Here is a 23,614-nt window from a genome sequence, read left to right as displayed (position 1 = left end):
GCGAAATGGCCGGGCTTTTTTTTGTTTCAAGCTGCTGCGATTGGTGTCGTGCCTATTTCGCGAATTGGTCGGGAACCTCGGTCACACGCCGCTGCGACAGGCGGGTTATCCACTCCGTTTCACTGGTGCCGGACGCATTGGTCGCTGGGCCGGCGTGCGGCGGCGCCATCTTGCGGGGATGCGTCGCTGCGGACATGATCACGCCCGCGTATTCGTCGACGCCGAGTCGAGTCGGTGCTGGAGGCGAATAAGCCCCCGCAGCGGATGAACTTGGCGGCAAGCTTGCCGCAAGCCTTGGGACTGCGATGCGCGGCAGGTTAGCGGCAACTGCTGCCGCGTGTCGCGCTGGGTTGGCGGTGACAAACCGTGCGCTGTGCTGGCGGTTTTGTTTCTGCAGCGTGACGACCTTCTCGCGAAGGCGGTTGTGACGAGGTGATCCTGTTTTATCCGCGGAGATACGCGTCTGAGCGGAAGGCAGTGCCCGAGTCTGAATCTGGGCCGAAGCCGTTGTAGACACCGTTGCCGCCGAAAGGCTGGACGCAGGCGCGAATGTTGGCTGTACGCGTGAGCGCTCTGGCGCAGACGCCGCAAGTGCGGCAGGTGCGCGCAACGCACCGGTATCGACCGCGCGACCAGTAACCGTGGCGGGCGTCTGAAGGTCTGCTGACTGCGAGTCCCGATGACCCGATGCCCTGTCGGCGACAGGAGGGGCCATTTGACGATGCGCGAGATGATCGAACCCGACCCACGCCAGCACCGCAGCGCCGCCGATCACGCAGGCGCCGCCCGCTAAAGCGCCCCAAGGGTTGCCATACCCACGCGCCCTGGTTCCATACGCGGGCCCGACAATGGACGCGACGGCGGGCGTTGCATCGGCCGCGTGCATGGCTGTCTCGGGCGATGCGTCAAAGCTCGGTGCCTGTGCCGCTATCGCGGCAGACCGAGGCTCATGCGCAGGTGCGATCACGCGTTGTTCACCCAGCGGCGACCATCGGCAAAGCGAACGAATAGCCTGATCGCTCAGGCAGAACGTGCGCAGCATGGCCGCGTAGAGCGCCTTGAGTTCAGCCCGCAGACTGTAGCCCGGCGGAAGCAGCGCCCAGTCCCGGCCGAACGGCGCTGGCACATGAACCAGCGGGCGAACGCGCGGTAGCGCCAGATAGCCTTCGATCGGGGTGAACGGAATGGTGGACATCGATCTTTCCTGCGCCTCGTAAGGGGAGCGCCGATCGGCGATCCCGTGGTCTGCGGGGACTCGGGCCTCGGTGCGATGCGCGTGAACGCCATCCCTACACGGCACGGCGTGCGTCGACGCGAGGCGCCGGCGCCGTGCTCGCGACGAGCAAACGGGGCACAGGGACGTGTCGCTATGAAGCCATCGGAGTGCGGAGGATGATGCCAGGAAGCAGCCGACCTGGCGATCGGACGGTTCCGAAATGAGGTGCCGGTACCTCCATGATCGGGAAAACCTGGGATAACGAACAAGTGCGCCGCAGCGCCTCTACCGGTCGAGTCTGCGGTCGAGTCTGTATATGTAGCGCAACGCGGTAATGTCCACGCCGCCCATATGATCCGGTTCGGCGCCGGCAAATTGCCAGCCTTGCCGTTCGTAGAAACCGATCGCCGGCGTATTCCCCTGAAGCACGTACAGATAGAGTTGCGCCTCGCCTTGCGCGCGAGCCCAGTCTTCGGCGGCTCGCATCAGCAGCTTGCCGACTCCGATACCCTGGTAGGCCGGCCGCGCGTGCAGGTTATCGAGCAGCACGCCCCAACTGGACTCCGGTTGACGTTCAACGCACACAAACCCGGCCGCCTCGCCAGCGAGTTCGGCGATCAGCACGATGCGCCGTTCGCCGCCGGGCGCGCTGAGACGAGCCTCCCAGTACGCGGCGCGCTCCTGCGTGACTTCGCCGTCGAGAAAGGCTTCGGGCAGCAGGCCGCGATAAGTGGCCTGCCAACTGCTGCTGTGGATCGAAGCAATGAGCGCGGCATCCGCGAGCGTCGCGGGGCGCAGTGAAAGAGCGGGGGTGGTTCGCATCGGTAGTGCTCAACGGAAATGCCTGACTGCAAAAATGTTACCGCGACCACAGGTGACACCATGTGTAATGAAACTGTATGCATTACGCGACAGCTTTATCAACGGTAACATTACGTGGAGCGAGCGCTGCATGATTCACAACGTTTACCCGGATACCATGGGAATCCGTCCCGCATGAAAATGCAGCGCCCCCGGCGCGTTCTTTCTATCCGTGCGCGGCATCCGCTTGCCGAGCGAAGTGGATCGTTTCAACTGCCTGGCCGCCACTGTCTCTTTCGTGGCAGCAGGCTCATCAGAGAATGTCATGTCTACTGCGTCACACGCTACTTCCTCATCGGAAGAATCCAAAGTCAAGACAGTATTCCGCGTGGTCAGCGGTAACTTTCTTGAGATGTACGATTTCATGGTCTACGGCTATTACGCTTCGGCGATCGCCAAGACCTATTTCCCGAGCGGCAACGAATTCGCCTCGTTGATGCTGTCGCTGTCGGTGTTCGGCGCGGGCTTCCTGATGCGGCCGCTCGGTGCGATCGTCCTCGGCGCCTACATCGACCATCACGGCCGGCGCAAAGGCCTGATCCTCACGCTCGGCCTGATGGCGCTCGGCACGCTCACGGTGGCGTCGATTCCAGGTTACGCGACGATCGGCGTGCTGGCGCCGGTGCTCGTTCTGTTAGGCCGACTGTTGCAAGGCTTTTCCGCCGGGGTCGAACTCGGCGGCGTGTCCGTGTATCTGTCGGAGATCGCCACCAAGGGCAACAAGGGCTTCTATTGCGCGTGGCAGTCGGGCAGCCAGCAGGTTGCCGTGGTGTTCGCCGCGCTGATTGGCGTGTTCCTGAACAAGATGCTGCCGGCCGACCAGATGAGCGCCTGGGGATGGCGCGTGCCGTTCCTGATCGGCTGCCTGATCGTGCCGTTCCTGTTCCTGATCCGCCGTTCGCTGCAGGAAACCGAGGAATTCAAGGCACGCAAGCATCACCCGAAGATGGGCGAGATCATGAAGACGATGGCCGCGAACTGGGGCATCGTGTTGGGCGGCATGGGCATGGTGATCATGACCACCGTGTCGTTCTACATGATCACGGCGTACACGCCGACTTTCGGCAAGGAAGTGCTGAAACTGTCCTCGATCGACACGCTGATCGTCACGGTCTGTATCGGTCTGTCGAATCTGATCTGGCTGCCGCTCGCGGGTGCGCTGTCGGACCGTATCGGCCGCCGTCCGGTGCTGCTGGCCTTCACGATTCTGACCATCATTACCGCGTATCCGGCGCTGCAATGGCTGGTGGCGGATCCTTCGTTCGCGCGTTTGCTGGCGGTCGAATTGTGGCTGTCGTTCCTGTACGGCAGCTACAACGGCGCGATGGTCGTGGCGCTGACCGAAGTGATGCCGGTCGAAGTGCGGACGGCCGGTTTCTCGCTCGCCTACAGCCTCGCCACGACGATCGGCGGCTTCACGCCGGCTATCTCGACGCTGCTGATTCACACCACCGGCAACAAGGCTGCGCCGGGACTGTTCCTGGGTCTGGCGGCGATTTGCGGCTTGATTGCGACGCTGGTGCTGTACCGCACGCCGGAATCGCGCGATCAGTATCGGACGGCCTGAGCTTCGGCGGTCACCGTTCATGGGTCAAAAAAAACCCCGCGTTCGTGAGAACGCGGGGTTTTTGTTTTTGGCACAGCGGCTACGCCGTGTTCACCGCACGGCGTCCCGTTACTGCTTGCGCAATTCGTTCGCCACGGTTTCGACAACTTCGCTCCACGCACCAGGTTGCGGCTGACGCACCAGTGTCGCGCCGGGATACCAGGGGCTGCGCGCCTCGCCGGCGAACCAGCGCCAGTCTGCCGCGAACGGCAGCATCAACCAGAGCGGCTTGCGCAGCGCACCGGCCAGATGCGCGATAGAGGTATCGATCGACACCACCGCGTCGAGCCGTTCGATGATCGCAGCGGTATCCGCGAAGTCGCCGATACGCTTGTCGAAGCGATGAATCGACGCCGCTCGCGGATGCGCGTCGAGCGCCACGCGCTCGTCGGCGCTCAACTCCGGTTGCAGCACGATCCAGTCGATGCCTTCGAGCGCGAACAGCGGATCGAGCGCGGCGAGCGGCATCGAACGTGTTTCATTCTGCTGGATGCGGCCCGACCACACGATGCCGATCTTGCGTTTTGCCTGACCGCCGAGCGAGCCGCGCCATTTGCGGCTGTAGGCGGGCGGCACGCTGAGGTAAGGCGTGCGGGCGGGAATAGAATCGTAGGTGGTGCCGAGTGCGAGCGGCAGGCTCAGCAGCGGACATTGCAGATCGGCGGCGGGTCGTGGCGTGCCTTGAGCGATCAGCGTCACGCGCCAGGCTTGCGCGGCAGGCGCCAGCAACGGCAGCAGTTGCGGTTGCACTTCTAGTACGACGCGCGCCGCGCGCTGCGTGGCGAGCGGGACGAAGCGCACGAATTGCAGCGTGTCGCCGAACCCCTGCTCGGCATGGACCAGCAACGTATGCTGCGCGATCGGCTCGCCGTGCCAGCGCGGCAGCGTCTGGATATCCGGCTGCGCCATGGTTTGCAGACGCCACTCGTATTCCGGCAGTCCGCGCGCGAAATCGCGCATCGCGAGCCATGCGAGCGCGCGGTTCATGTGCGCGGAGGCGAGGTCGGGGCGCAGGCGCAGCGCCTGATCGAAAGCGCGCACGGCGGGACCATGCGCGCCCAGCGCCTGGTGCGCGGTGCCGAGACTCAGCCACGCTAGCGCGAATTGCGGATCGAGACCGACCGCGCGCTCGAGATAGGGCAGCGCCTGCGCATGGCGTCCCAATGCCGCGAGCGCATTGCCCATGCCGAAAATGGCCGGCGGCAGGTTCGGCTGCAAGGTCAGCGCCGCGCGGAACGATTCGACCGCTTCCGCATGGCGGCCGGTGGCGTCGAACGTATTGGCGAGGTTGAAGTGCGCGGCGACGAAGCGCGGCTCGGCCGTCAGCGCCGTCTGGAAACACGGGATCGCCTCTGCCGCGCGTCCGAGCGCGTTCAGCGACATGCCCATGTTGTTGAGCGCGCCGGCGTGGCCAGGACGCAGCTCCAGCGTGCGCCTGAACGCGGCGATGGCTTCCGTGTGACGCCCGAGCGCGTGCAGCGCGTTGCCGAGGTTGTTGTGCGACGAGGCGTCGTTCGGTTGCAGGCGCAACGATTTTTCGAACGCGTCGGCGGCGTCTTCGTGACGGCCCGCCGCGGCGTAGGCGTTGCCCAGGTTGTAGTGCGCCATGGGGAACGACGGCGCGAGCGTCAGCGCGTTGCGGAACTGTTCGATCGCGTCGTCGATCTGGCCGAGCGCCTTTAGCGCGTTGCCGAGGTTCAACTGCAGCGCGGCGTCTTCCGGGCGCAGGTTCACGGCGCGCCGGACGAGCTCGGCGGCTTCGGCGTGCTGACCCTGCTGGTGGCGTAGAACGCCCAGCAGGTGCAACGCATCGACGTGCGCGGGGTTGCCGTCGAGCGTCGCGCGGTAGCCGCGTTCGGCGTCTTCGAGGCGGCCGTCACGATGCGCCGCGAAAGCGCGGTCAAATACAGGTTGCATGACGGGGGATGGCATTCGGGTGAGGCAGAGGCCGCATTTTCCCACACTCGCCAGAGCGCGCTCCGATTTGACCGGTTGTCCCGATATCTATAATGTGTGAGCACATGTTCATATGTGCTGCCGAGCCGCCGTCCATCATGGCTTCTTCCCTCGCTGCATCCACTTCGCTTACCGCCATCGACGATCGCCCGGCCGATACCATCGTGCCGCTGGCCGACCTGTTTCGCCTGCTCGGCGACCCCACGCGGTTGCGCATCGTGCTGGCGTGTCTCGACGAGCGGCGCGCCGTCGGGGCGATCGCCGAGGCGCTGGGTTTGTCGTCTTCGCTGGTGAGCCATCATTTGCGGTTGCTGCGTGCGGCGCGAATCGTGCGTGCGCAGCGGCAGGGTAAGCAGGTCTTCTACCTCGCCGCCGATCGCCATATCAGCGCGATGCTGGCCGGGATGCTCGAACACGTGGCCGAACCGGCCGGCAATGATTCTCTGGATCAGTCATGAAGAAACCCGAAACCCCGAACGGAACTGCGGCGGATCAAGAGGACGCGCACGCGTCCACGCCGCTCGATGTGAGCGACAGCAAGGGCGTTCAGTCTGATGGCGGAGCGCCGCGCGCCGCGCACACCAGGTCAGAACTTGACTGGGCGGGAAGCGGGCAAGGGAGCGAAGCGCATGAGCGTGGCGAGCACGGTAGCCACGATAGCCACGATAGCCACGGCAACCACGGCAACCACGGCAACCACGGCAACCACGGCAACCACGGTCCCGCCAGCCATTCCCACAGTCACGGCCACGCCGGCCACCACCACGCTCACGCTCCGGTTGCCGGTCACGGCCGCGCGTTCGCCCTGGCGGTCGTGCTCAACATCGCGATCGTGGTGGCCCAGACGGTCTATGGCGTGCTCGCCCATTCCACCGCGCTGCTCGCCGACGCCGGCCACAACCTCTCCGATGTCCTCGGCCTGCTGCTCGCGTGGGGCGCCGCCTGGCTCGCTACGCGCAGGCCGTCGGCGCGCTACACGTTCGGTTATGGCAGCTCGTCGATCCTGGCCTCGCTCGTCAACGCCGGGCTGCTGCTGTTCGCGTGCGGCTTGATCGTCGCGGAAGCCATCGGGCGTCTGATCAATCCGGCGCCGGTGGCGGGGCTCGCCGTGTTCGTCGTGGCGATGGGCGGCGTGGTCATCAACGGAATATCCGCGTGGCTTTTCATGCGCGGGCAGCAGGATGACCTGAACATCCGCGGCGCGTTCCTGCACATGGCGGCGGATGCCGGTATCTCGGCGGCGGTCGCGGTGAGCGGCCTCGTGATTCTCTATACCAACTGGACGTGGCTCGACCCGGTGATGAGCCTGCTAGTGGTGGCGGTCGTGGTGGCCGGCACCTGGAGCCTGCTGCGCGATTCGGTGCGCCTTGCGCTCGACGCCGTGCCGCCCGGCGTCGATCTGCAAGGCATCCGCGACTATCTGGCGGGGCAGCCGGGCGTCGTCGACGTTCACGATCTGCACGTGTGGGCGCTGTCCACGACCGGCAACGCGCTCAGCGCGCACTTGGTGATGCCGGCGGGCCATCCGGGCGACGAATCGCTCGACGGCATCGTTCTCACGCTGCGCGAACGTTTTTCGATGCACCATGCGACGCTGCAAGTGGATCTTGGTACGACGCAGCATCGCTGCGCGATGGATCATGCGCCGCACGCGCATTGAGGCGGACAGGAACGCGTTGCGAGGTCACGGCACGGGCAGAGCGCTGAAAGCAAGAAGCAGCCACGCCGAACCCATGCTCGCTGCGCGCCTGATGCACTGCAACCGTCGTTGAGCAGGCGATCGTCGCGCCCCTAGCGGACTTCTTGGCGGCGTACACTAGAACGCATTGTTGTCTCCGGAGTTCCGCATGGACGCTGCCGCAAACGATGCGTCGCCAGTGCTGATCGTCGGGGCGGGTCCGACTGGACTCGCCGCAGCGATGAGTCTGGCGCGTGCCCACATCCCCGTGCGTGTGATCGACAAGGCCATGCAACCGAACCCGTATTCGCGGGCCATCGGCATTCAGGCGCGCACGCTCGAATTGCTCGAGCAGCATCGGCTGGTCGAGCCGTTTCTCGAGCTCGGCCATCGCGCGCGCATCGCCAATCTGTTTTCGAACGGCATGCGTCTCGCGCAGCTCGATTTCGATCCGCTGCATACACGTTATCCGTATCTGCTGTTTCTCGATCAGTCCGTGACCGAGCGTCTGCTGACTGAGCATCTCGCCACATTCGGCGTGACGGTCGAGCGCGGCGTCGAACTGACGATGTTCGCGCAGGGCGCCGCCAGCCTTCAGGCGACATTGCGCCGCGCGGACGGTCACACGGAGACGATGCGCCCGTCGTACATGATCGCCGCCGACGGCGCGCATAGCGCGATCCGTCACCGGCTGGGTTTGAGTTTCGAGGGCAAGACGCTGGAGCAGACTTTCCTGCTCGCCGACCTGCACGCCGAAACCGATTGGCCCGAAGACGAGTTTCATATCTTCGCGTCAGGCGAAGGCCTGGTCGCGCTGTTTCCGATGGGCCACGGCCGGCATCGTCTGATCGCGGATCATGCGATCGAGCCTGCCGCCGTCGCCCCGACCGAGACGCCCGCGGTGTTGGGCGAGCCGCCGCTGAACAGCGTGCCGTCGCCGTCGCTCGCAGCATGCAAGGCGTTGATCGCCCGGCGCGTGCGCGAGCGGGTCGACGTGTCGGATCTGGCGTGGTCTTCGTATTTCCATGTGAATAGCCGCATGGTGGATCGGCTGCGCGTCGGCCGCATCTTCCTCGCGGGCGACGCCGCGCACGTGCATAGCCCGGCCGGCGCGCAGGGCATGAACACCGGCATTCAGGAAGCGTTCAACCTCGGCTGGAAACTTGCGCGCGTATTGAAAGGCGCGGCGCCGGACCGCCTGCTCAATACCTATCACCTCGAACGTCACCCGATCGAACGTGACGTGCTGCGGCAAACCGGTTTCATCACTCAGATGGCGGAGGCCGATCACGGACCGCTGAAGCTGCTGCGCGAACGGGTGATGCCGGTCCTTGCCGCGCTAGGTCCGCTGCGCGACGCCGCGCGCCTCACCATCAGCGAGTTGTCGATCCAGTACCGGCGCAGTCCGCTGACGCTCGAACGTGTGCTCGACGGTGGACCACGTGCCGGCGAGCGCGCACCGGACGCGCTGGTGCATGTGGTGGATGGACCGCTGGGGCGTGCGCCCGGCGTGGGCTGCATTTTCGATCTGCACGATCCGGCGTTCTTCTCGCTGTTTCTGCTGGTGCCGCCGTTGCCCGTCGACGAAAAACCGCTCGATCCCGCGGCGAAGCATGCGCCGCCGCCCGACCCGGAACTGGAGCGCGTGGCGGCGGAAGTCGAGAGATTGCTGCCGGGCGGAGTGCGCATCTGGCGCATCACGGATACCACTGGCGACGGCGGCCCGTCGCTGTCCGAATCGTATGGCCGAACGCGGCCGTCGTTCTATCTGGTGCGGCCGGACGGCTACATCAGCGCGCGCGGGCGCACCGGTTCCGATCTGCACGGTTTGCTGCGGCATTGCGAAGCCTGGTTCGCGGTGAGCGGGGAAATACCGGAGCAGGCGGCCCTGTGAGCCGGGCCGCCTGAGTCGCGCGACTCGCACGGACGTTGAGCGCCGCGAGCGCGGCGCGGCTTACACCGTCGCGGGTGCGGCGGGCGTCAGTTGCGCGCGATGTTTGACGAGCGCTTCCCTGACGATGCCCGACATCGGGATACCGCTCGCATCCGGTTCATCGAGCTCCGCGAGTAGTGCGCGGCGCATGCGCGGCTCCCAGAAACGGCGAATATGGTCGGCGATGCCGGCGAGCGCTTCCTCGCGGTCCGGCATCGAATCGAAAAAGTCGCCGATCCGGTTGGCCATGTCGATCAGGTTCTGATTGTCCATGGCCGTCCTCACTTGCCCGATGTCGCGTTGGCCAACTCACGCTGCTTCAGCAGATCGAGCTGTTCGGTGTTGAAGCGCGAGTAGTCTTTCTGCCATTGCGACGGCTGTTCGACCGGCATCACCTGCACCGCGGTCACCTTGTATTCCGGACAGTTGGTCGCCCAGTCCGAGCTATCGGTGGTGATCACGTTCGCGCCTGATTCGGGGAAGTGGAACGTCGTATACACGACGCCCGGCTGCATGCGCTCGGTTATCTTCGCGCGCAGCACGGTTTGCCCCGCGCGCGATTCGATGCCCACCCAGTCGCCGGTTTTGATGCCGCGCTCTTCCGCGTCGTGCGGATGCAGTTCCAGTCGGTCCTCGTCGTGCCAGCGCGAGTTCTCGGTGCGGCGCGTTTGCGCGCCAACGTTGTACTGCGACAGGATGCGGCCCGTAGTGAGCAGCAGCGGGAATTTGCGCGTGACTTTCTCGGGCGTCGCGATGAACTTCGTAATCACGAACTTGCCCTTGCCGCGCACGAAGGTGTCGATGTGCATGGTCGGCGTACCGTCCGGCGCATTCTCGTTGCACGGCCACTGAATGCTGCCGAGTTCGTCGAGCTTTTTGTACGACACGCCGTGGAAAGTCGGCGTGAGACGCGCGATCTCGTCCATGATCTGCGACGGATGCGCGTAGTCCATTTCATAGCCGAGCGCGCGCGCGAGCATGACCGTGACTTCCCAGTCGGCGTAACCCGGCACCGGCGGCATGACCTTGCGCACGCGCGAGATGCGCCGCTCCGCGTTGGTGAACGTGCCATCCTTTTCGAGGAACGACGAACCGGGCAGCAGCACGTGCGCATACTTGGCGGTCTCGTTCAGGAAGATGTCCTGCACGACGATGCATTCCATCGCCGTCAGCGCTGCGGATACGTGATGCGTATTCGGGTCCGACTGGACGATGTCTTCACCCTGGCAATACAGACCCTTGAAGCTGCCGTGCACGGCAGCGTCGAACATGTTCGGAATGCGCAGGCCGGGTTCCGGTTGCAGCGTGACGTTCCAGGCCTCTTCGAACAGCGTGCGCGTGACCGTGTCGCTGATATGGCGATAGCCCGGCAGTTCGTGCGGGAACGAACCCATGTCGCAGGAACCCTGCACGTTGTTCTGGCCGCGCAGCGGGTTCACGCCCACACCTTCGCGGCCGATGTTGCCCGTTGCCATGGCGAGGTTGGCGATGCCCATCACCATCGTCGAGCCTTGCGCGTGTTCGGTGACACCCAAGCCGTAATAGATCGCGGCGTTGCCGCCGGTCGCATAGATGCGGGCGGCTTCGCGCACGGATTGGGCCGGTACGCCGGTCACCGCTTCGGTCGCTTCCGGCGCGTTTTCCGGCAGCGCGACGAAATCGCGCCATTGCTCGAACGCGCGCGTCTCACAACGCTCGGCAACGAATGCATCGTTGAGCAGGCCTTCGGTGACGATCACATGCGCCAGCGCATTCACGATGGCCACGTTGGTGCCGGGCCGCAATTGCAGATGATGCGACGCCTTCACGTGCGCCGTGTCAACGATATCGATGCGGCGCGGGTCCACCACGATCAGCTTCGCGCCTTCGCGCACACGGCGCTTCAGACGCGAGCCGAACACCGGATGGCCGTCGGTCGGATTCGCGCCGATCACCATGATCACGTCGGCTTTATCGACGGAGGCAAAAGTCTGCGTGCCCGCCGATTCACCGAGCGTGGCTTTCAGCCCGTAGCCAGTCGGCGAATGACACACCCGCGCGCAGGTGTCGACGTTGTTGTTGCCGAACGCGGCGCGCACGAGCTTTTGCACCAGATACGTTTCTTCGTTCGTGCAACGCGACGACGTAATGCCGCCGATCGAATCGCGGCCGTGCTTCGCCTGAATGCGGCGGAATTCCGACGCCGCATACGTAAGCGCTTCTTCCCAACTCACTTCGCGCCACGGATCGGTGATCTTCGCGCGGATCATCGGCTTGGTGATGCGGTCCTTGTGCGTAGCGTAGCCCCACGCGAAACGGCCCTTCACGCAAGCGTGGCCTTCGTTGGCCTGGCCGTTCTTGTGCGGCACCATCCGCACGACCTGGTTGCCCTTCATCTCGGCCTTGAACGAGCAGCCGACGCCGCAATACGCGCACGTGGTGACGACCGAGTGTTCGGCCTGGCCCAGCATGATCACGGTCTTTTCCTGCAAGGTCGCGGTCGGGCACGCGGCCACGCACGCGCCGCACGACACGCATTCCGATTCCATGAACGGCACGTCTTCGCTGGCGGCCACGCGCGACTCGAAACCGCGTCCGGCGATGGTCAGCGCGAACGTGCCTTGCGTTTCTTCGCACGCGCGCACGCAGCGATTACAGACGATGCATTTCGACGGGTCGTAGGTGAAGTAGGGGTTCGACTCGTCTTTCTTGTCCTTCAGGTGATTCGCGCCGTCGAAGCCGTAGCGCACTTCGCGCAGGCCCGTGACGCCCGCCATGTCCTGCAGTTCGCAGTCGCCGTTGGCGGGGCAGGTGAGGCAGTCGAGCGGGTGATCGGAGATGTACAACTCCATCACGTTGCGGCGCAGCGACTGCAAACGATCGGTTTGCGTGCGGACCTTCATGCCGGCTTCGACCGGCGTCGTGCATGAAGCGGGATAACCGCGCTTGCCTTCGATTTCCACGAGACACAAACGGCACGAGCCGAACGGCTCCAGCGAATCGGTCGCGCAGAGCTTCGGCACGTTGACTCCCGCTTCGACGGCGGCGCGCATCACAGAGGTGCCGGCGGGAACGGTGACGGACTGGCCGTCGATTTCCAGCGTGACGTCGATGTCGGCGTGCCGCTCGGGCGTGCCGAAATCGGTGTCGTCGAAGAACGAACGGGGCGCACGCTGCTGCAGGGCTTGCGATTTACACGCGCAGTTGCCTGAGCCGCAGCCGCCAGTGGGAGAGTTGAGCACGTCGGACATGGTTTGGCTCCTGGGTCAGGCCGCTTTCGGCGCGTGTTCAGACACGTTGGCGAGACCGAAGTCTTCGGGGAAATGATCGAGCGCGGACAGCACCGGGAACGGCGTCATGCCGCCCATCGCGCAGAGCGAACCGGACACCATCGTGTCGCACAGATCGCGCAGCAACTGCACTTGCCGGGTGGACGTATCGCCGTTGCGAATCCGGCCTATGACTTCGACGCCGCGCGTCGAGCCGATCCGGCACGGTGTGCATTTGCCGCATGATTCGAGGGCGCAGAAGTGCATGGCGTACTGCGCGAGTTCGGCCAGATTCGACGTGTCGTCATGCACGACGAGGCCGCCGTGGCCCACGACCGCGCCGACTGCCGCATACGCTTCGTAGTCCATGGGAATGTCCCACTGGCTTTCCGGCAGATACGTGCCGAGCGGGCCGCCCACCTGCACCGCGCGAGCGGGCCGGCCGCTCGCCGTGCCGCCGCCGAAGTCATAGAGCAATTCGCGCAGCGTCACGCCGAACGCGAGTTCGACGAGGCCGCCTTGCTTGACGTTGCCCGCGAGCTGGAACGGCAGCGTGCCGCGCGAACGGCCCATGCCGAAGTCTTTGTAGAACGCCGCGCCGCGCGCGAAGATGATCGGCACCGTGGCGAGCGTGATCACGTTGTTGATCACGGTCGGTTGGCCGAAAAGGCCGACGAGCGCCGGCACTGGCGGCTTGGCGCGCACGATGCCGCGCTTGCCTTCGAGCGATTCGAGCAGCGCCGTTTCCTCGCCGCATACGTATGCGCCGGCGCCTTTCGCGACGAACAGCTCGAAGCGATGCGCCGTCGAGCCGAGCACGCTATCGCCGAGCCAGCCGGCGGCGCGTGCTTTGGCGATAGCGGCTTCGAGCGTCGCGATCGAATGCGGATACTCGCTGCGCACGTAAATATGGCCCACCGTCGCGCCCGTCACGACACCGGCGATGATCATCCCTTCGATCAGCACGTACGGATCGCTTTCCATCACGAGGCGATCGGAGAAGGTGCCGGAATCGCCTTCGTCCGCATTGCAGACGATGTACTTCTGCGCCGCTTTCGCGCCGCGCACCGTGCGCCATTTGATGCCGGCCGGGAAGGCTGCACCGCCGCGGCCGCGCAGGCCGGATTCGATCAATGCTTCGCAGGCGGCGTCGCCGTCGGTCTGCAGCGCCTGGCGCAAGCCTTCGAGGCCGCCGTGGGCGACGTAGTCGTCGATGGAAAGCGGGTCGGTGATGCCGATGCGCGCGAACGTCAGGCGCTGCTGCTTCTTCAGATACGGAATCTCGTCGACCACGCCGACTTGCTTTGCGTGCGCTCCGCCATCGAGCAAGCCTGCATCGAACAGCGCGGCGACGTCGCCTGCTTCGACATTCGCGTAGCCGATGCGGCCTTCCGGTGTTTGAACTTCGACGAGCGGTTCGAGCCACAGCAGGCCGCGCGAACCGTTGCGAACCATTTCGACTTCGACGCCGCGGCGCGCGGCTTCGGCTTCGATCGCCTGAGCGAGCACGTCGGCGCCGAGCGCCAGTGCCGACGAATCACGGGGAACGTAGATGCGCGTCATGCCGTCACCTCCACGCACTTGTTGGCGGCCGCGAATATCGCGTCGAACTTTTGCGGCGTGACCTTGGCGTGCAAGGTGCCGTTGAGCATGAGTGCCGGCGACAGTGCGCATTGCCCGAGGCAGTACACCGATTCCAGCTCCACCGTCGCGCCGTGCTCATGTTCGGCGTCGAAGCGGCAGCCGGTGTGCGATTCGATATGCCGGGCCAGCGCTTCGGTGCCCATGCTGCGGCAGGCTTCCGCGCGGCACAGTTGCACCGTAACCTGTGCGGCCGGCTGCGTGCGGAAATGGTGGTAGTAGGTGATGACGCCGTGCACTTCCGCACGCGACAGGTTCATGGCGAGCGCGAGCGGCGCGACCGCCGCGGGCGGCACATAACCGAGTTCGTCCTGAATCGCGTGCAAGACGGCTAGCAGCGATCTGCCCGACTGCGCGTGACGCTGCACGAGCTGATCCGGCGCGATGGCGATGGAATCGTCCAAGTGGTGGCTCCTCCAAAGGCATATATGCACTTGTCATTCATAATGCGTGCACTTATGCTTCGTATATTCGATATGGGATAGCCGAACAATAGGCGGCTGATTCGGCTGGCGCAATAGGAAAGAGTTGAACATATATGATCAGAATCGAGTGCCAGGCGCAGTTGGTGGTGAAGGGCCCGGATGGCCGCGAGGCAAGCCTGTCGGACGTCGTGCCGTTGCTCGCGCTGGTGGATGAGTCCGGCAGCATCGCGCAGGCGGCGACGCTTAAGGGTTTGTCCTACCGTCATGCGTGGGGTTTGCTGCGCAGCATCGAGGAGCGTTTGGGCGGTCCGCTGATCGCCAAGGAGCGCGGCCGCGGCTCGGTGCTATCCGAACTCGGGCAAGCCGTATTGCGTGCGCAGCGTCTGTGCGGCGAAAGGCTCGATAGCAACATGCAGGCGCTCGCGAGCGAAGTGGCGAGCGATCTGAACCGCTGGCTCGCGCCGCCCGCCGACGACGTGCGCATCTTCGCGTCGCATGGTTATGCCGTGGCCGCACTCGTCACGGCGCTGGTCGCGAACGATCTTCCGGTCGACATCAAGTATCGCGACAGCGCGGATGCGGTGAGCGCGCTTGCGCGCGGCGAATGCGATCTGGCCGGCTTCCATGTGCCGCGCGGTGAGTTTCGCGCGGCATGTGCCGATGCGTACCGGCGCTGGCTCGATCCGCAGCGTCACGTGCTCGTGCATCTCACGCGACGCAAGCAGGGGCTCTTTTTGAGCAAGGGCAATCCGCGCGCAATCACGGGCCTGGGCGATCTGGCGCGCGACGACATTCGCTTCGTCAACCGGCAGCCCGGCTCCGGCACGCGCATGCTGCTGGATCTCGCACTACGCAACGTCGGGGTGGATCCGGATCGGGTGAATGGTTATGCGTCGGCCGAACTCACGCATTCGGCGATTGCGGCGTTCGTTGCGAGCGGCATGGCGGATGTGGGCTTTGGCGTGGAGCCCGCAGCGCATCACTTCGGCCTCGACTTCATCCCGGTCGTCGACGAAGACTATTACTTTGCCTGCGACCGCGCGCGCCTCGAGCGTGCGCCGCTTGCGACCGTGATCGGTCTGCTGCGCGGCAGCGCGTTTCGTCATAGCGTCGATCAGCTCGAAGGCTATGACCCGCAAGACTGCGGCAGGGTGGTGGAACTGGAAGAGGGTCTCGGCGAAGCCGTGGCGTAAGCCGCCGTAAACATCGGGCTGTGTTCGGCGCTGCGTATGGCGTCCGTTTGGGATACTCTTTAAGCTTCCGCTTCCGCCTTAACCGCGCGTTATGTCGCGCCGATCTCTATGAAAGTTATTTTTCACGCATGTGCTGCCGTGGCAACGGCTGGTGCGCTGCTCGCCACCGCTTCGGTTGCTGTTGCGCAGAATTCGCCGGGTGTTCCAGGCGGTATCCTGCAAGACCAGTTTCGTCTTGCCGAGCATCCGCAAATGCCGTTTGCCGCGTCGGCGCCCTCGGACAAATATCAGAGCAGTAAAAAATCGGCGATGCGCAAGCGCGGCGATATGGGTGATCCGAATGGCTGCAATCTGCAGTGTCCTAAAGACGAATAAGCGGATACGCGAGTCCGTTGGTTATGCAACGCCGGCGTTCTGCCGGCGTCTTTCGATGGGTCTCCAGGTTCAGGTTTAGCCCGGCGTTGCGGTTGCCGTTGCCTTTGCCTTCACCCTGTGGCGGATGTTCAGGGTTTGGCCGTGTGCCACATGTCCTTGAAGCCGTCTCCCTTCATATCTCCCGCCTGCTTGTCCGCCGCGAAGCGATAGAGCGGGTGGCCTTTGTACGCCCATTGGTGTTTGCCGTCGGCGGCGGCAATTAGCGTCCACTCGCCGGACGGTTTGTCCGACGCGCTGGCCGTGGCTGCCGGCCAATTGTTCAGGCAGCCGCCAGTGCAGGTGCTCACGCCGGGCGTGGTGTCTTTGTCGAAGGTGTAGAGCGTCATGCCGTCCGCCGTGACGAAACGCCCGTCGACGACTTTTGGCGCTTCGGCGAAAGCGCTTTGTTGCAGTGCGAGGAGGGTGAGGCAGAAAAGGGTTTTGCGCATGATGTCGGCTCCTGATCTTGGTGTTGGTTTCGCGCGAAACGCGGCGTGCGCGCGCGTGAGGAATAAACGATCGAGCCGATGCGTTTATTCCAAACGTTTCTTCGCATGGGGAGCGGGAGCGGCAAGGGGGGGCGAACCAGTCGAGCAGGACGGACGCGGCAGGCAACAAAAAACCCGCAAGCAGCAGGCCGCTTACGGGTTTTCGGTGAGACTTGAATGTACTGCCTGAAACGTGTTCTGGTGGAGGCGGCGGGAATCGAACCCGCGTCCAGAAGCACTCTACGACCAGTTCTACATGTTTAGTTCTGTCATTTGATTTAACCGCAGCGACGCGGACGAACACGCTGCACTACGGCGATTCACTAGATTTTCGACCCGGATGTCGTGACACCACCAAGGCTTAACTGACGTATATGACCTCTGTCGGTATTGCTACCGGTCTTGCGACTCTAGCCCGTCAGTAAACTAGGCAGAGGACGGCGGCCCTTAGGCTGCCAGTGCGAACGTATCGTCGTTTGCAGTTACGTTTTTCCCATTGATTAACGAGGTGACGGGTCCTCGACATGCCCTAGCCGCTTCGCAACCCCTGTCGAAACCAGGTCGCCCCCGCGGTTCGTTGCTCAAAATATATGAGCCAGCGTAGATTTTACAATAGATTGACGGCCACGTCCTGACTCATTGACGTGGCGGGCGCGATGGCGGCCGGGCTTGATCGGGCCGGGAGGCCATGCTTCAGCCGAGGTCACGCAATAGTCTCTGCAATTCAGCCGGCGATTGGACAACGTGCTGCGCGTGCCATTGTGTCGGCGGAATATCGTTGCCACAGTAGCCGTACGCCGCCGCGATGGTCCTCATGCCGGCGGCGAAACCCGCCTGCACGTCGCGCAGATCGTCGCCAACGTAGACGACGCGTTCGGGCACCACGTCCAGTTCCCGCGCAGCGTGCAGCAAAGGCGCCGGGTGCGGTTTCGAATGGGGAGTCGTGTCGCCGCTGACGATGCAGCCGGCGCGCTCTTCCAGTCCCAGTTGCGCGATCAGCGGTTCGGTGAGCCTCGCAACCTTGTTGGTGACGATGCCCCAGAGCACGCCACGGGCGTCGAGTTCGTCGAGAATTTCCGGAATGCCCGGAAACAGCGTGGTCTCGATACACAGGTCCGCTTCGTAGTTGGCGAGGAATTCCTCGCGCAGCGACGCGAACTCATGATGTTCGGGGCCGATCCCGAACGCCCCACCGATCAGCCCGCGCGCGCCCGCAGACGCCAGTGGGCGCAGATCTTCGAGCGGTACCATCTCGAGCCCGCGATCGTGGCGCATCTTGTTGACGGCAGCCGCGAGGTCGGGCGCCGTGTCGGCTAGCGTGCCGTCGAGGTCGAACAGCACAGCCATGCAAAGACCAAGTGCGTCTTCGTTGTCTTCGCGTTGGGGCAGGGGTGTGGGATCGCTCATTGATTCGTAGGTCCGGCAGGTCGGGGCGGATCAGACGTCGCGCCGGCAGGCGAGCATGTAGTTCACACTCGTGTCGGCGGACAGCGTGAAATGCTTGCTGAGCGGGTTATAGACGATGCCTTTGATATCGGCCGTGCGCAGGTTGGCAGCGCGCACGAAGCTCGCCAACTCCGAAGGGCGAATGAAGCGCGCGTAGTCGTGCGTGCCCTTGGGCAGCATGCGCGCGATGTACTCGGCGCCGATCACGGCGAACAGGTATGACTTCACGTTGCGGTTCAGTGTGGAAAAGAACACCCAGCCGCCCGGTTTCACTAGCGTCTTGCACGCTTCGACGATGGCGGCGGGCTGAGGCACGTGCTCCAGCATTTCCATGCAGGTGACGACGTCGTACTTGCCCGGTTCGCGGGCGGCGAGCGCCTCAGCGGCGATTTCTTCGTAATCGACGGTTACACCGCTTTCAAGGCTGTGAAGGTCTGCCACGCCCAACGCCTGGGTCGACAGGTCGATTCCCTTGACGTGCGCGCCCAGGCCGGCCATCGACTCGGACAAAATGCCGCCGCCACAGCCGATATCGAGTACGGTTTTGCCGGCAAGATGCGCGTGCGCATCGATCCAGTTCAGGCGGATCGGATTGAGCTCGTGCAGCGGCTTGAATTCGGCATTGGGGTCCCACCAACGATGTGCAAGGTCGCTAAATTTCTGCAGTTCGTGGGGATCGGCGTTGGTCATGGCGGAAGCTGCCTCGAAGAAAGCGGTGAGCGGGCGCTCGAGGATAAACCCGGAGTATATAGGTCGAGGGACGAGGCGGCAAAATGCCGCCCCGTCGAGGTTCGGCCGGGTGCGCGCAGACGGAGGCGAGCAGGCGGCCGGACATAAAAAAAGCCCCGCCGAAGCGGGGCTTTGATACTGCGGTAACGCGCAGCTTATTGCTTCGAAGTACCGACAACTTCGACTTCCACGCGACGATCCGGTGCGAGGCAGGCGATGAGTTGCTTGTGGTTCTTCTGGTTGCAACCGGTCGTGACCGGGTTGCGCTTGCCCTTGCCTTCCGTATAGATACGGTTGGATTCGATGCCCTTGCTGACCAGGTATGCCTTCACAGCTTGAGCGCGGCGCAGCGACAGACGGTCGTTGTACTTGTCCGAACCGATGCGGTCCGTGTAACCCGTTGCGACGACGACTTCCAGGTTCAGCGCGCCGATCTTCGATGCCAGATCGTCCAGCTTTTCCTTGCCGGCCGGCTTCAGGATTGCCTTGTCGAAGTCGAACAGAGCGTCAGCTTGATACGTAATCTTTTGGCTCGTGATAGCCGGTGCAGGTGCGACCGGAGCCGGCGGGGTCGGAGCCTGGGCAACCAGGGCGCCATCGCACTTTGCGTTGGCCGTTGCCGGCGTCCAGAATGCATCGCGCCAGCAAAGCTCGTTCGTGCCGTTCATCCACACGTATTCGCCGGTACCATTCACCCAGTTGTCGTTCGTGGCTTGTCGCGACGCCGGCACCGATTGCGCCATGGCGGATGCAGCCATAACTGCGGTAGCTGCAATGAACGCGAGCTTTGAAAGTTTATTCATATTTCTCCTCTCGAAATTGAGATTACCGCAGGTTTACTGCGAGCCTGTTGACGAAGACAAGTCATACATTGCTCGAAGTATAACATCGGTGTAGAACAAAAAACGTGCTGTGTAGACTTCGAGCAGTGTCTAACTCTTTGTGCGTTGGCATTTTGCCATATCGTTCCCTTCCAACGATAAAAAAATCTGCCCCCCATCAAATCACCCTCCAATTGTGGTGCATGCGCAACAGAAGCAATCGCCCGGAGGGGCCGCCAGTCATGGCTCAGCGGCGAATTGCCCCACGCACGAATCGAGCCTGCTCTCTCTGAAAAATGGAGCGCCGAGGAGGGCTTCGCATTCACTGCCTAATAGGTATACGTACCTTCGTCGGGAGCGGATTCGCGGCATGTTAGAATCGCGTGATGCGTTGCGTCTGCAATGCTTACGCGAAGACGCGGCGAATTGCAGTTAAGCCGTCGTCTTGGCACGTAAAAGATACGGATAATGGATCAATTCGCCAAAGAGACTCTGCCAATCTCCCTAGAGGAGGAAATGCGCCGTTCGTATCTCGATTACGCGATGAGCGTGATCGTAGGGCGTGCGCTTCCCGATGTTCGCGATGGCCTGAAGCCGGTGCACCGGCGCGTGCTGTACGCGATGCACGAACTGAACAACGACTGGAACCGGGCTTACAAGAAGTCCGCGCGTATCGTCGGCGACGTTATCGGTAAATATCACCCGCACGGCGACACGGCTGTATACGACACCATCGTCCGGATGGCGCAGGACTTCTCCCTGCGCTACATGCTGGTCGACGGCCAGGGCAACTTCGGTTCGGTCGACGGCGACAATGCCGCGGCCATGCGGTACACCGAAATCCGCATGGCGAAGATCGGCCACGAACTGCTGGCCGACATCGACAAGGAAACGGTCGACTTCACGCCGAACTACGACGGCAGCGAAAACGAACCGGCCATCCTGCCGGCGCGTATTCCCAATCTGCTGATCAATGGTTCGTCCGGCATCGCGGTCGGCATGGCGACCAACATCCCGCCGCACAACCTCAATGAGGTTGTCGACGCGTGCCAGCATCTGCTCAAGAACCCGGAATCCACGATCGACGAGCTGATCGAGATCATTCCGGCGCCCGACTTCCCGACCGCCGGCATCATCTACGGTGTGGCCGGCGTGCGCGACGGCTATCGCACCGGCCGCGGCCGCGTGGTGATGCGCGCGCTCACGCACTTCGAGGAAATCGACCGCGGTCAGCGCATGTCGATCATCGTCGACGAATTGCCGTATCAGGTGAACAAGCGCTCACTTCTGGAGCGCATCGCCGAACTGGTCAACGAGAAAAAGCTCGAGGGCATTTCCGACATTCGCGACGAGTCCGACAAGAGCGGCATGCGCGTCGTGATCGAACTCAAGCGCGGCGAAGTGCCGGAAGTCGTTCTGAACAATCTGTACAAGGCGACCCAGCTTCAGGACACCTTCGGCATGAACATGGTCGCGCTGGTCGACGGCCAGCCGAAGCTGCTGAACCTGAAGGAAATGCTGTCGTGCTTCCTGTCGCATCGCCGGGAAGTGCTGACGCGGCGCACTGTATACGAACTGCGCAAGGCGCGTGAACGCGGCCACGTGCTCGAAGGTCTGGCGGTTGCACTCGCCAACATCGACGAGTTCATCGCGATCATCAAAGCCGCGCCGACTCCGCCGATCGCCAAGCAGGAATTGATGGCGCGTCCGTGGGATTCCTCGCTGGTGCGCGAAATGTTGTCCCGCGCCGAAACGGAAAATGCGACGGCGGGTGGTCGCGAAGCCTACCGTCCTGACGGTTTGAATCCGTCGTTCGGCATGCAATCCGACGGCCTCTACCGTCTGTCCGACACTCAGGCTCAGGAAATTCTGCAGATGCGTCTGCAGCGCCTGACCGGCCTGGAGCAGGACAAGATCATCGGCGAGTACCGCGAAGTCATGGCGCAAATCGCCGACCTGCTGGACATTCTGGCTCGTCCGGAACGCATTACGGCCATCATCGTCGACGAACTCACGTCGATCAAAGCCGAATTCGGCGACGCGCGCCGCTCGAAGATCGAGCTGAACGCAACCGAACTGAATACGGAAGATCTGATCACGCCGCAAGAAATGGTCGTGACCATGTCGCACGCCGGCTACGTGAAATCGCAGCCGTTGTCCGAATACAGCGCGCAGAAACGCGGTGGTCGCGGCAAACAGGCCACGGCGATGAAAGAAGACGACTGGATCGACACGCTGTTCATCGCGAACACGCACGATCACATTCTGTGCTTCTCGAATCGCGGTCGCGTCTACAGCGTGAAGGTCTACGAAGTGCCGCAAGGTTCGCGGAACTCGCGGGGCCGTCCGATTATCAATATCTTCCCGCTTCAGGAAGGCGAAAAGATTACGGTTGTCTTGCCGGTCAAGGAATTCTCGGCTGACAAATTCGTCTTCATGGGCACCGCGTTAGGAACGGTAAAAAAGACGCCGCTGGAAGCCTTTGGGCGTGTGTTGCGCAAAGGTATTATTGCGGTCGGTCTGGATGACGGCGATTACCTGATCGGCGCCGCCATTACCGACGGCCAGCACGATGTCATGCTGTTCTCGGATTCGGGCAAGGCAGTTCGCTTCGACGAGAACGACGTGCGTCCGATGGGCCGCGAAGCGCGCGGCGTGCGCGGCATGCAGCTCGAAGACGGTCAGAGCGTGATCGCGTTGCTGGTGGCGGGCGACGAGCAGCAGTCGGTGCTTACCGCTACGGAAAACGGTTTCGGCAAGCGTACGCCGATCATCGAATACACCCGTCATGGCCGCGGTACGAAGGGCATGATCGCGATCCAGACCTCGGAGCGCAACGGCAAGGTCGTCGCCGCCACGCTGGTGGATCAGGAAGCGCAGATCATGCTGATCACCAATACCGGGGTGCTAATCCGTACGCGAGTGTCGGAAATTCGGGAAATGGGACGTGCAACCCAAGGTGTTACACTCATCAGCCTTGACGAAGGGACCAAGCTTTCAGGTCTGCAACAGGTTGCTGAGGCGGAAGCAGAGGGTGATGCGGAAGGCGACGTCGAAGGTCCCGCCGAAGGTGACAGCGCGGGTGACAACGGCGGCGAACCGGGCGGTGCTGCCTGATTCGTGTCTGCGTCTTACAGTCTCAGTGATTGGTTGAAAGCTGCGCCGGGAATAATGGCGTGTCGGGCTGATACGTGTCCTGCGCAGCTTGCTGTTCAAGTTCATTTCTATTAGGGAGTAATGATGCAAAAACGATTCAAACAACTGATGTTGCTGGCTGCCCTCGTGCCGACCTTCGCTATGGCTCAAGCGCTTCAGAGCCCGGCTCCGGCGGCTCCGGCTGCTGCCGCGGCACCGGTTGATCCGGCCAAGCAGGCTGCAATCAAGGACCTGTTGGACGCCATCGACGCGCAAAAGCTCGTCGGCGCGATCGGCAACAGCGCCCAGATGCAAGCCAAGCAGCTGGTTCCGGCAATCCTGTCGGACGCACTGAGCGAAAACAAGACGATGACGGACAAGCAGAAGCAGGCTTCCGTCCCGACGCTGCAAAAGAACGCAGTGCCGAAGCTGGTTGACGGCGCAGGCCAGGTGTTCGCAACGGACTCGTTCCGTCAGGACGCCATGCAAGCTCAGTACGACGCGTACGCGAAGTACTACAGCACGTCGGAAATCAAGGATCTGACGACGTTCTACAAGAGCCCGACCGGCCGCAAGTTCATCCAGGTGCAAGACCAGGTTGGCCGCGACGTCGTGAACGGCTTGATGCAAAAGTACATGCCGCAATCGATCAAGGCAACGCGTGACCAGGCCGACAAGGAAGTCGCGTCGGTCAAGCCGGCCAAGTAAGCTCAAGGTCGAAAGGCTGCGCTGATATCGCGCCAGCCGCCTCCCGGTGGGGCCGCCTCATAGGCTGGATGGCGCATGGGGTTTGGCGGCTTGGCTGTGACAATGCGATAATGGCC

General features: G+C 63.2%; 19 protein-coding genes and 1 other RNA gene. 8 read left to right on the top strand and 12 right to left on the bottom strand.

Going from position 1 to position 23,614, the window contains the following annotated elements:
• Positions 1-52: 52 nt before the first annotated feature.
• Positions 53-1,195: a hypothetical protein gene (locus P0D68_RS32780; RefSeq protein ID WP_408296405.1), complete on the bottom strand. Its 1,143-nt coding sequence runs from the start codon at positions 1,193-1,195 to the stop codon at positions 53-55.
• 306 nt (positions 1,196-1,501) lie between these two features.
• Positions 1,502-2,038 (bottom strand): GNAT family N-acetyltransferase, encoded by a 537-nt coding sequence (locus P0D68_RS32775; RefSeq protein WP_408296408.1) that lies wholly within the window; start codon positions 2,036-2,038, stop codon positions 1,502-1,504.
• Between the two features lie 304 nt (positions 2,039-2,342).
• Between P0D68_RS32775 and P0D68_RS32770 the strand changes: the two genes are divergently transcribed.
• On the top strand, positions 2,343-3,644 hold the full coding sequence (locus P0D68_RS32770; protein ID WP_091799995.1) for an MFS transporter: 1,302 nt from the start codon (positions 2,343-2,345) through the stop codon (positions 3,642-3,644).
• A gap of 108 nt (positions 3,645-3,752) precedes the next feature.
• On the opposite strand, the gene P0D68_RS32765 is transcribed toward P0D68_RS32770, so the two are convergent.
• Positions 3,753-5,600 (bottom strand): tetratricopeptide repeat protein, encoded by a 1,848-nt coding sequence (locus P0D68_RS32765; RefSeq protein ID WP_408296411.1) that lies wholly within the window; start codon positions 5,598-5,600, stop codon positions 3,753-3,755.
• Positions 5,601-5,737: 137 nt separating this feature from the next.
• Between P0D68_RS32765 and P0D68_RS32760 the strand changes: the two genes are divergently transcribed.
• From P0D68_RS32760 to P0D68_RS32750, 3 genes are all read left to right on the top strand, one after another.
• Positions 5,738-6,097, top strand: a complete 360-nt coding sequence (locus P0D68_RS32760) for an ArsR/SmtB family transcription factor (RefSeq protein WP_408185334.1) — start codon at positions 5,738-5,740, stop codon at positions 6,095-6,097.
• A complete protein-coding gene (locus P0D68_RS32755) occupies positions 6,094-7,299 on the top strand; it encodes a cation diffusion facilitator family transporter (protein ID WP_408296414.1) in 1,206 nt (401 codons plus the stop codon). Before P0D68_RS32760 ends, P0D68_RS32755 begins: the two co-directional genes overlap by 4 nt.
• 187 nt (positions 7,300-7,486) lie before the next feature.
• Entirely contained in the window at positions 7,487-9,211 is a 1,725-nt protein-coding gene (locus P0D68_RS32750) for an FAD-dependent monooxygenase (protein ID WP_408296417.1), read from the top strand.
• A 60-nt stretch (positions 9,212-9,271) separates the two neighbouring features.
• Here the strand turns inward: P0D68_RS32750 and P0D68_RS32745 are convergent, their stop codons facing one another.
• Genes P0D68_RS32745 through P0D68_RS32730 form a run of 4 tightly spaced genes read right to left on the bottom strand, consistent with a single transcriptional unit; the run spans position 9,272 to position 14,543 of the window.
• The gene (locus P0D68_RS32745) at positions 9,272-9,523 is read right to left on the bottom strand and encodes a formate dehydrogenase subunit delta (RefSeq protein ID WP_091800010.1); all 252 of its coding nucleotides are present in this window, start codon (positions 9,521-9,523) and stop codon (positions 9,272-9,274) included.
• Positions 9,524-9,531: 8 nt separating this feature from the next.
• Positions 9,532-12,480 carry a formate dehydrogenase subunit alpha gene (fdhF, locus tag P0D68_RS32740; RefSeq protein ID WP_408185331.1) on the bottom strand — a complete coding sequence of 983 codons (2,949 nt, stop codon included), beginning with the start codon at positions 12,478-12,480 and terminating at the stop codon, positions 9,532-9,534.
• A 15-nt stretch (positions 12,481-12,495) separates the two neighbouring features.
• The gene (locus P0D68_RS32735; protein ID WP_408296421.1) at positions 12,496-14,061 is read right to left on the bottom strand and encodes a formate dehydrogenase beta subunit; all 1,566 of its coding nucleotides are present in this window, start codon (positions 14,059-14,061) and stop codon (positions 12,496-12,498) included.
• Complete coding sequence (locus tag P0D68_RS32730; RefSeq protein WP_408296424.1) at positions 14,058-14,543, bottom strand: NAD(P)H-dependent oxidoreductase subunit E; 486 nt, start codon at positions 14,541-14,543, stop codon at positions 14,058-14,060. The genes P0D68_RS32735 and P0D68_RS32730 overlap by 4 nt, the downstream gene beginning before the upstream one ends.
• Positions 14,544-14,677: 134 nt before the next feature.
• Between P0D68_RS32730 and P0D68_RS32725 the strand changes: the two genes are divergently transcribed.
• Complete coding sequence (locus tag P0D68_RS32725; protein WP_408468806.1) at positions 14,678-15,757, top strand: substrate-binding domain-containing protein; 1,080 nt, start codon at positions 14,678-14,680, stop codon at positions 15,755-15,757.
• Positions 15,758-15,865: 108 nt separating this feature from the next.
• Positions 15,866-16,132, top strand: coding sequence for a hypothetical protein (locus P0D68_RS32720; RefSeq protein WP_408296427.1), 267 nt, complete (start codon positions 15,866-15,868; stop codon positions 16,130-16,132).
• Positions 16,133-16,260: 128 nt separating this feature from the next.
• Here P0D68_RS32720 and P0D68_RS32715 read toward each other — a convergent pair whose 3' ends face one another.
• The 5 genes from P0D68_RS32715 to ompA all read right to left on the bottom strand — a co-directional run bounded on the left by P0D68_RS32715 (position 16,261) and on the right by ompA (position 19,637).
• Positions 16,261-16,620 (bottom strand): COG4315 family predicted lipoprotein, encoded by a 360-nt coding sequence (locus tag P0D68_RS32715; RefSeq protein WP_408296430.1) that lies wholly within the window; start codon positions 16,618-16,620, stop codon positions 16,261-16,263.
• A gap of 238 nt (positions 16,621-16,858) precedes the next feature.
• Positions 16,859-17,228, bottom strand: a transfer-messenger RNA (tmRNA) gene (gene ssrA / locus P0D68_RS32710).
• Positions 17,229-17,352: 124 nt separating this feature from the next.
• Positions 17,353-18,066, bottom strand: a complete 714-nt coding sequence (gph, locus tag P0D68_RS32705; protein ID WP_091800066.1) for a phosphoglycolate phosphatase — start codon at positions 18,064-18,066, stop codon at positions 17,353-17,355.
• A gap of 30 nt (positions 18,067-18,096) precedes the next feature.
• Positions 18,097-18,795, bottom strand: coding sequence for a bifunctional 2-polyprenyl-6-hydroxyphenol methylase/3-demethylubiquinol 3-O-methyltransferase UbiG (ubiG, locus tag P0D68_RS32700; RefSeq protein ID WP_408296433.1), 699 nt, complete (start codon positions 18,793-18,795; stop codon positions 18,097-18,099).
• Positions 18,796-18,989: 194 nt separating this feature from the next.
• Complete coding sequence (gene ompA, locus P0D68_RS32695) at positions 18,990-19,637, bottom strand: outer membrane protein OmpA (protein WP_028200089.1); 648 nt, start codon at positions 19,635-19,637, stop codon at positions 18,990-18,992.
• A 486-nt stretch (positions 19,638-20,123) separates the two neighbouring features.
• Here ompA and gyrA point away from each other — a divergent pair, with 486 nt between their 5' ends.
• Both gyrA and P0D68_RS32685 read left to right on the top strand, forming a co-directional pair.
• Positions 20,124-22,772: a DNA gyrase subunit A gene (gene gyrA / locus P0D68_RS32690; RefSeq protein ID WP_408185325.1), complete on the top strand. Its 2,649-nt coding sequence runs from the start codon at positions 20,124-20,126 to the stop codon at positions 22,770-22,772.
• A 123-nt stretch (positions 22,773-22,895) separates the two neighbouring features.
• Positions 22,896-23,498, top strand: a complete 603-nt coding sequence (locus P0D68_RS32685; RefSeq protein ID WP_007180881.1) for a DUF2059 domain-containing protein — start codon at positions 22,896-22,898, stop codon at positions 23,496-23,498.
• Positions 23,499-23,614 lie beyond the last annotated feature (116 nt).

Source organism: Paraburkholderia sp. RL17-380-BIE-A (genome assembly GCF_046028085.1).
GTDB lineage: Bacteria > Pseudomonadota > Gammaproteobacteria > Burkholderiales > Burkholderiaceae > Paraburkholderia.
Note: the sequence above shows the minus strand (reverse complement) of the source record. Positions and strands in the feature narration are given on the sequence as shown.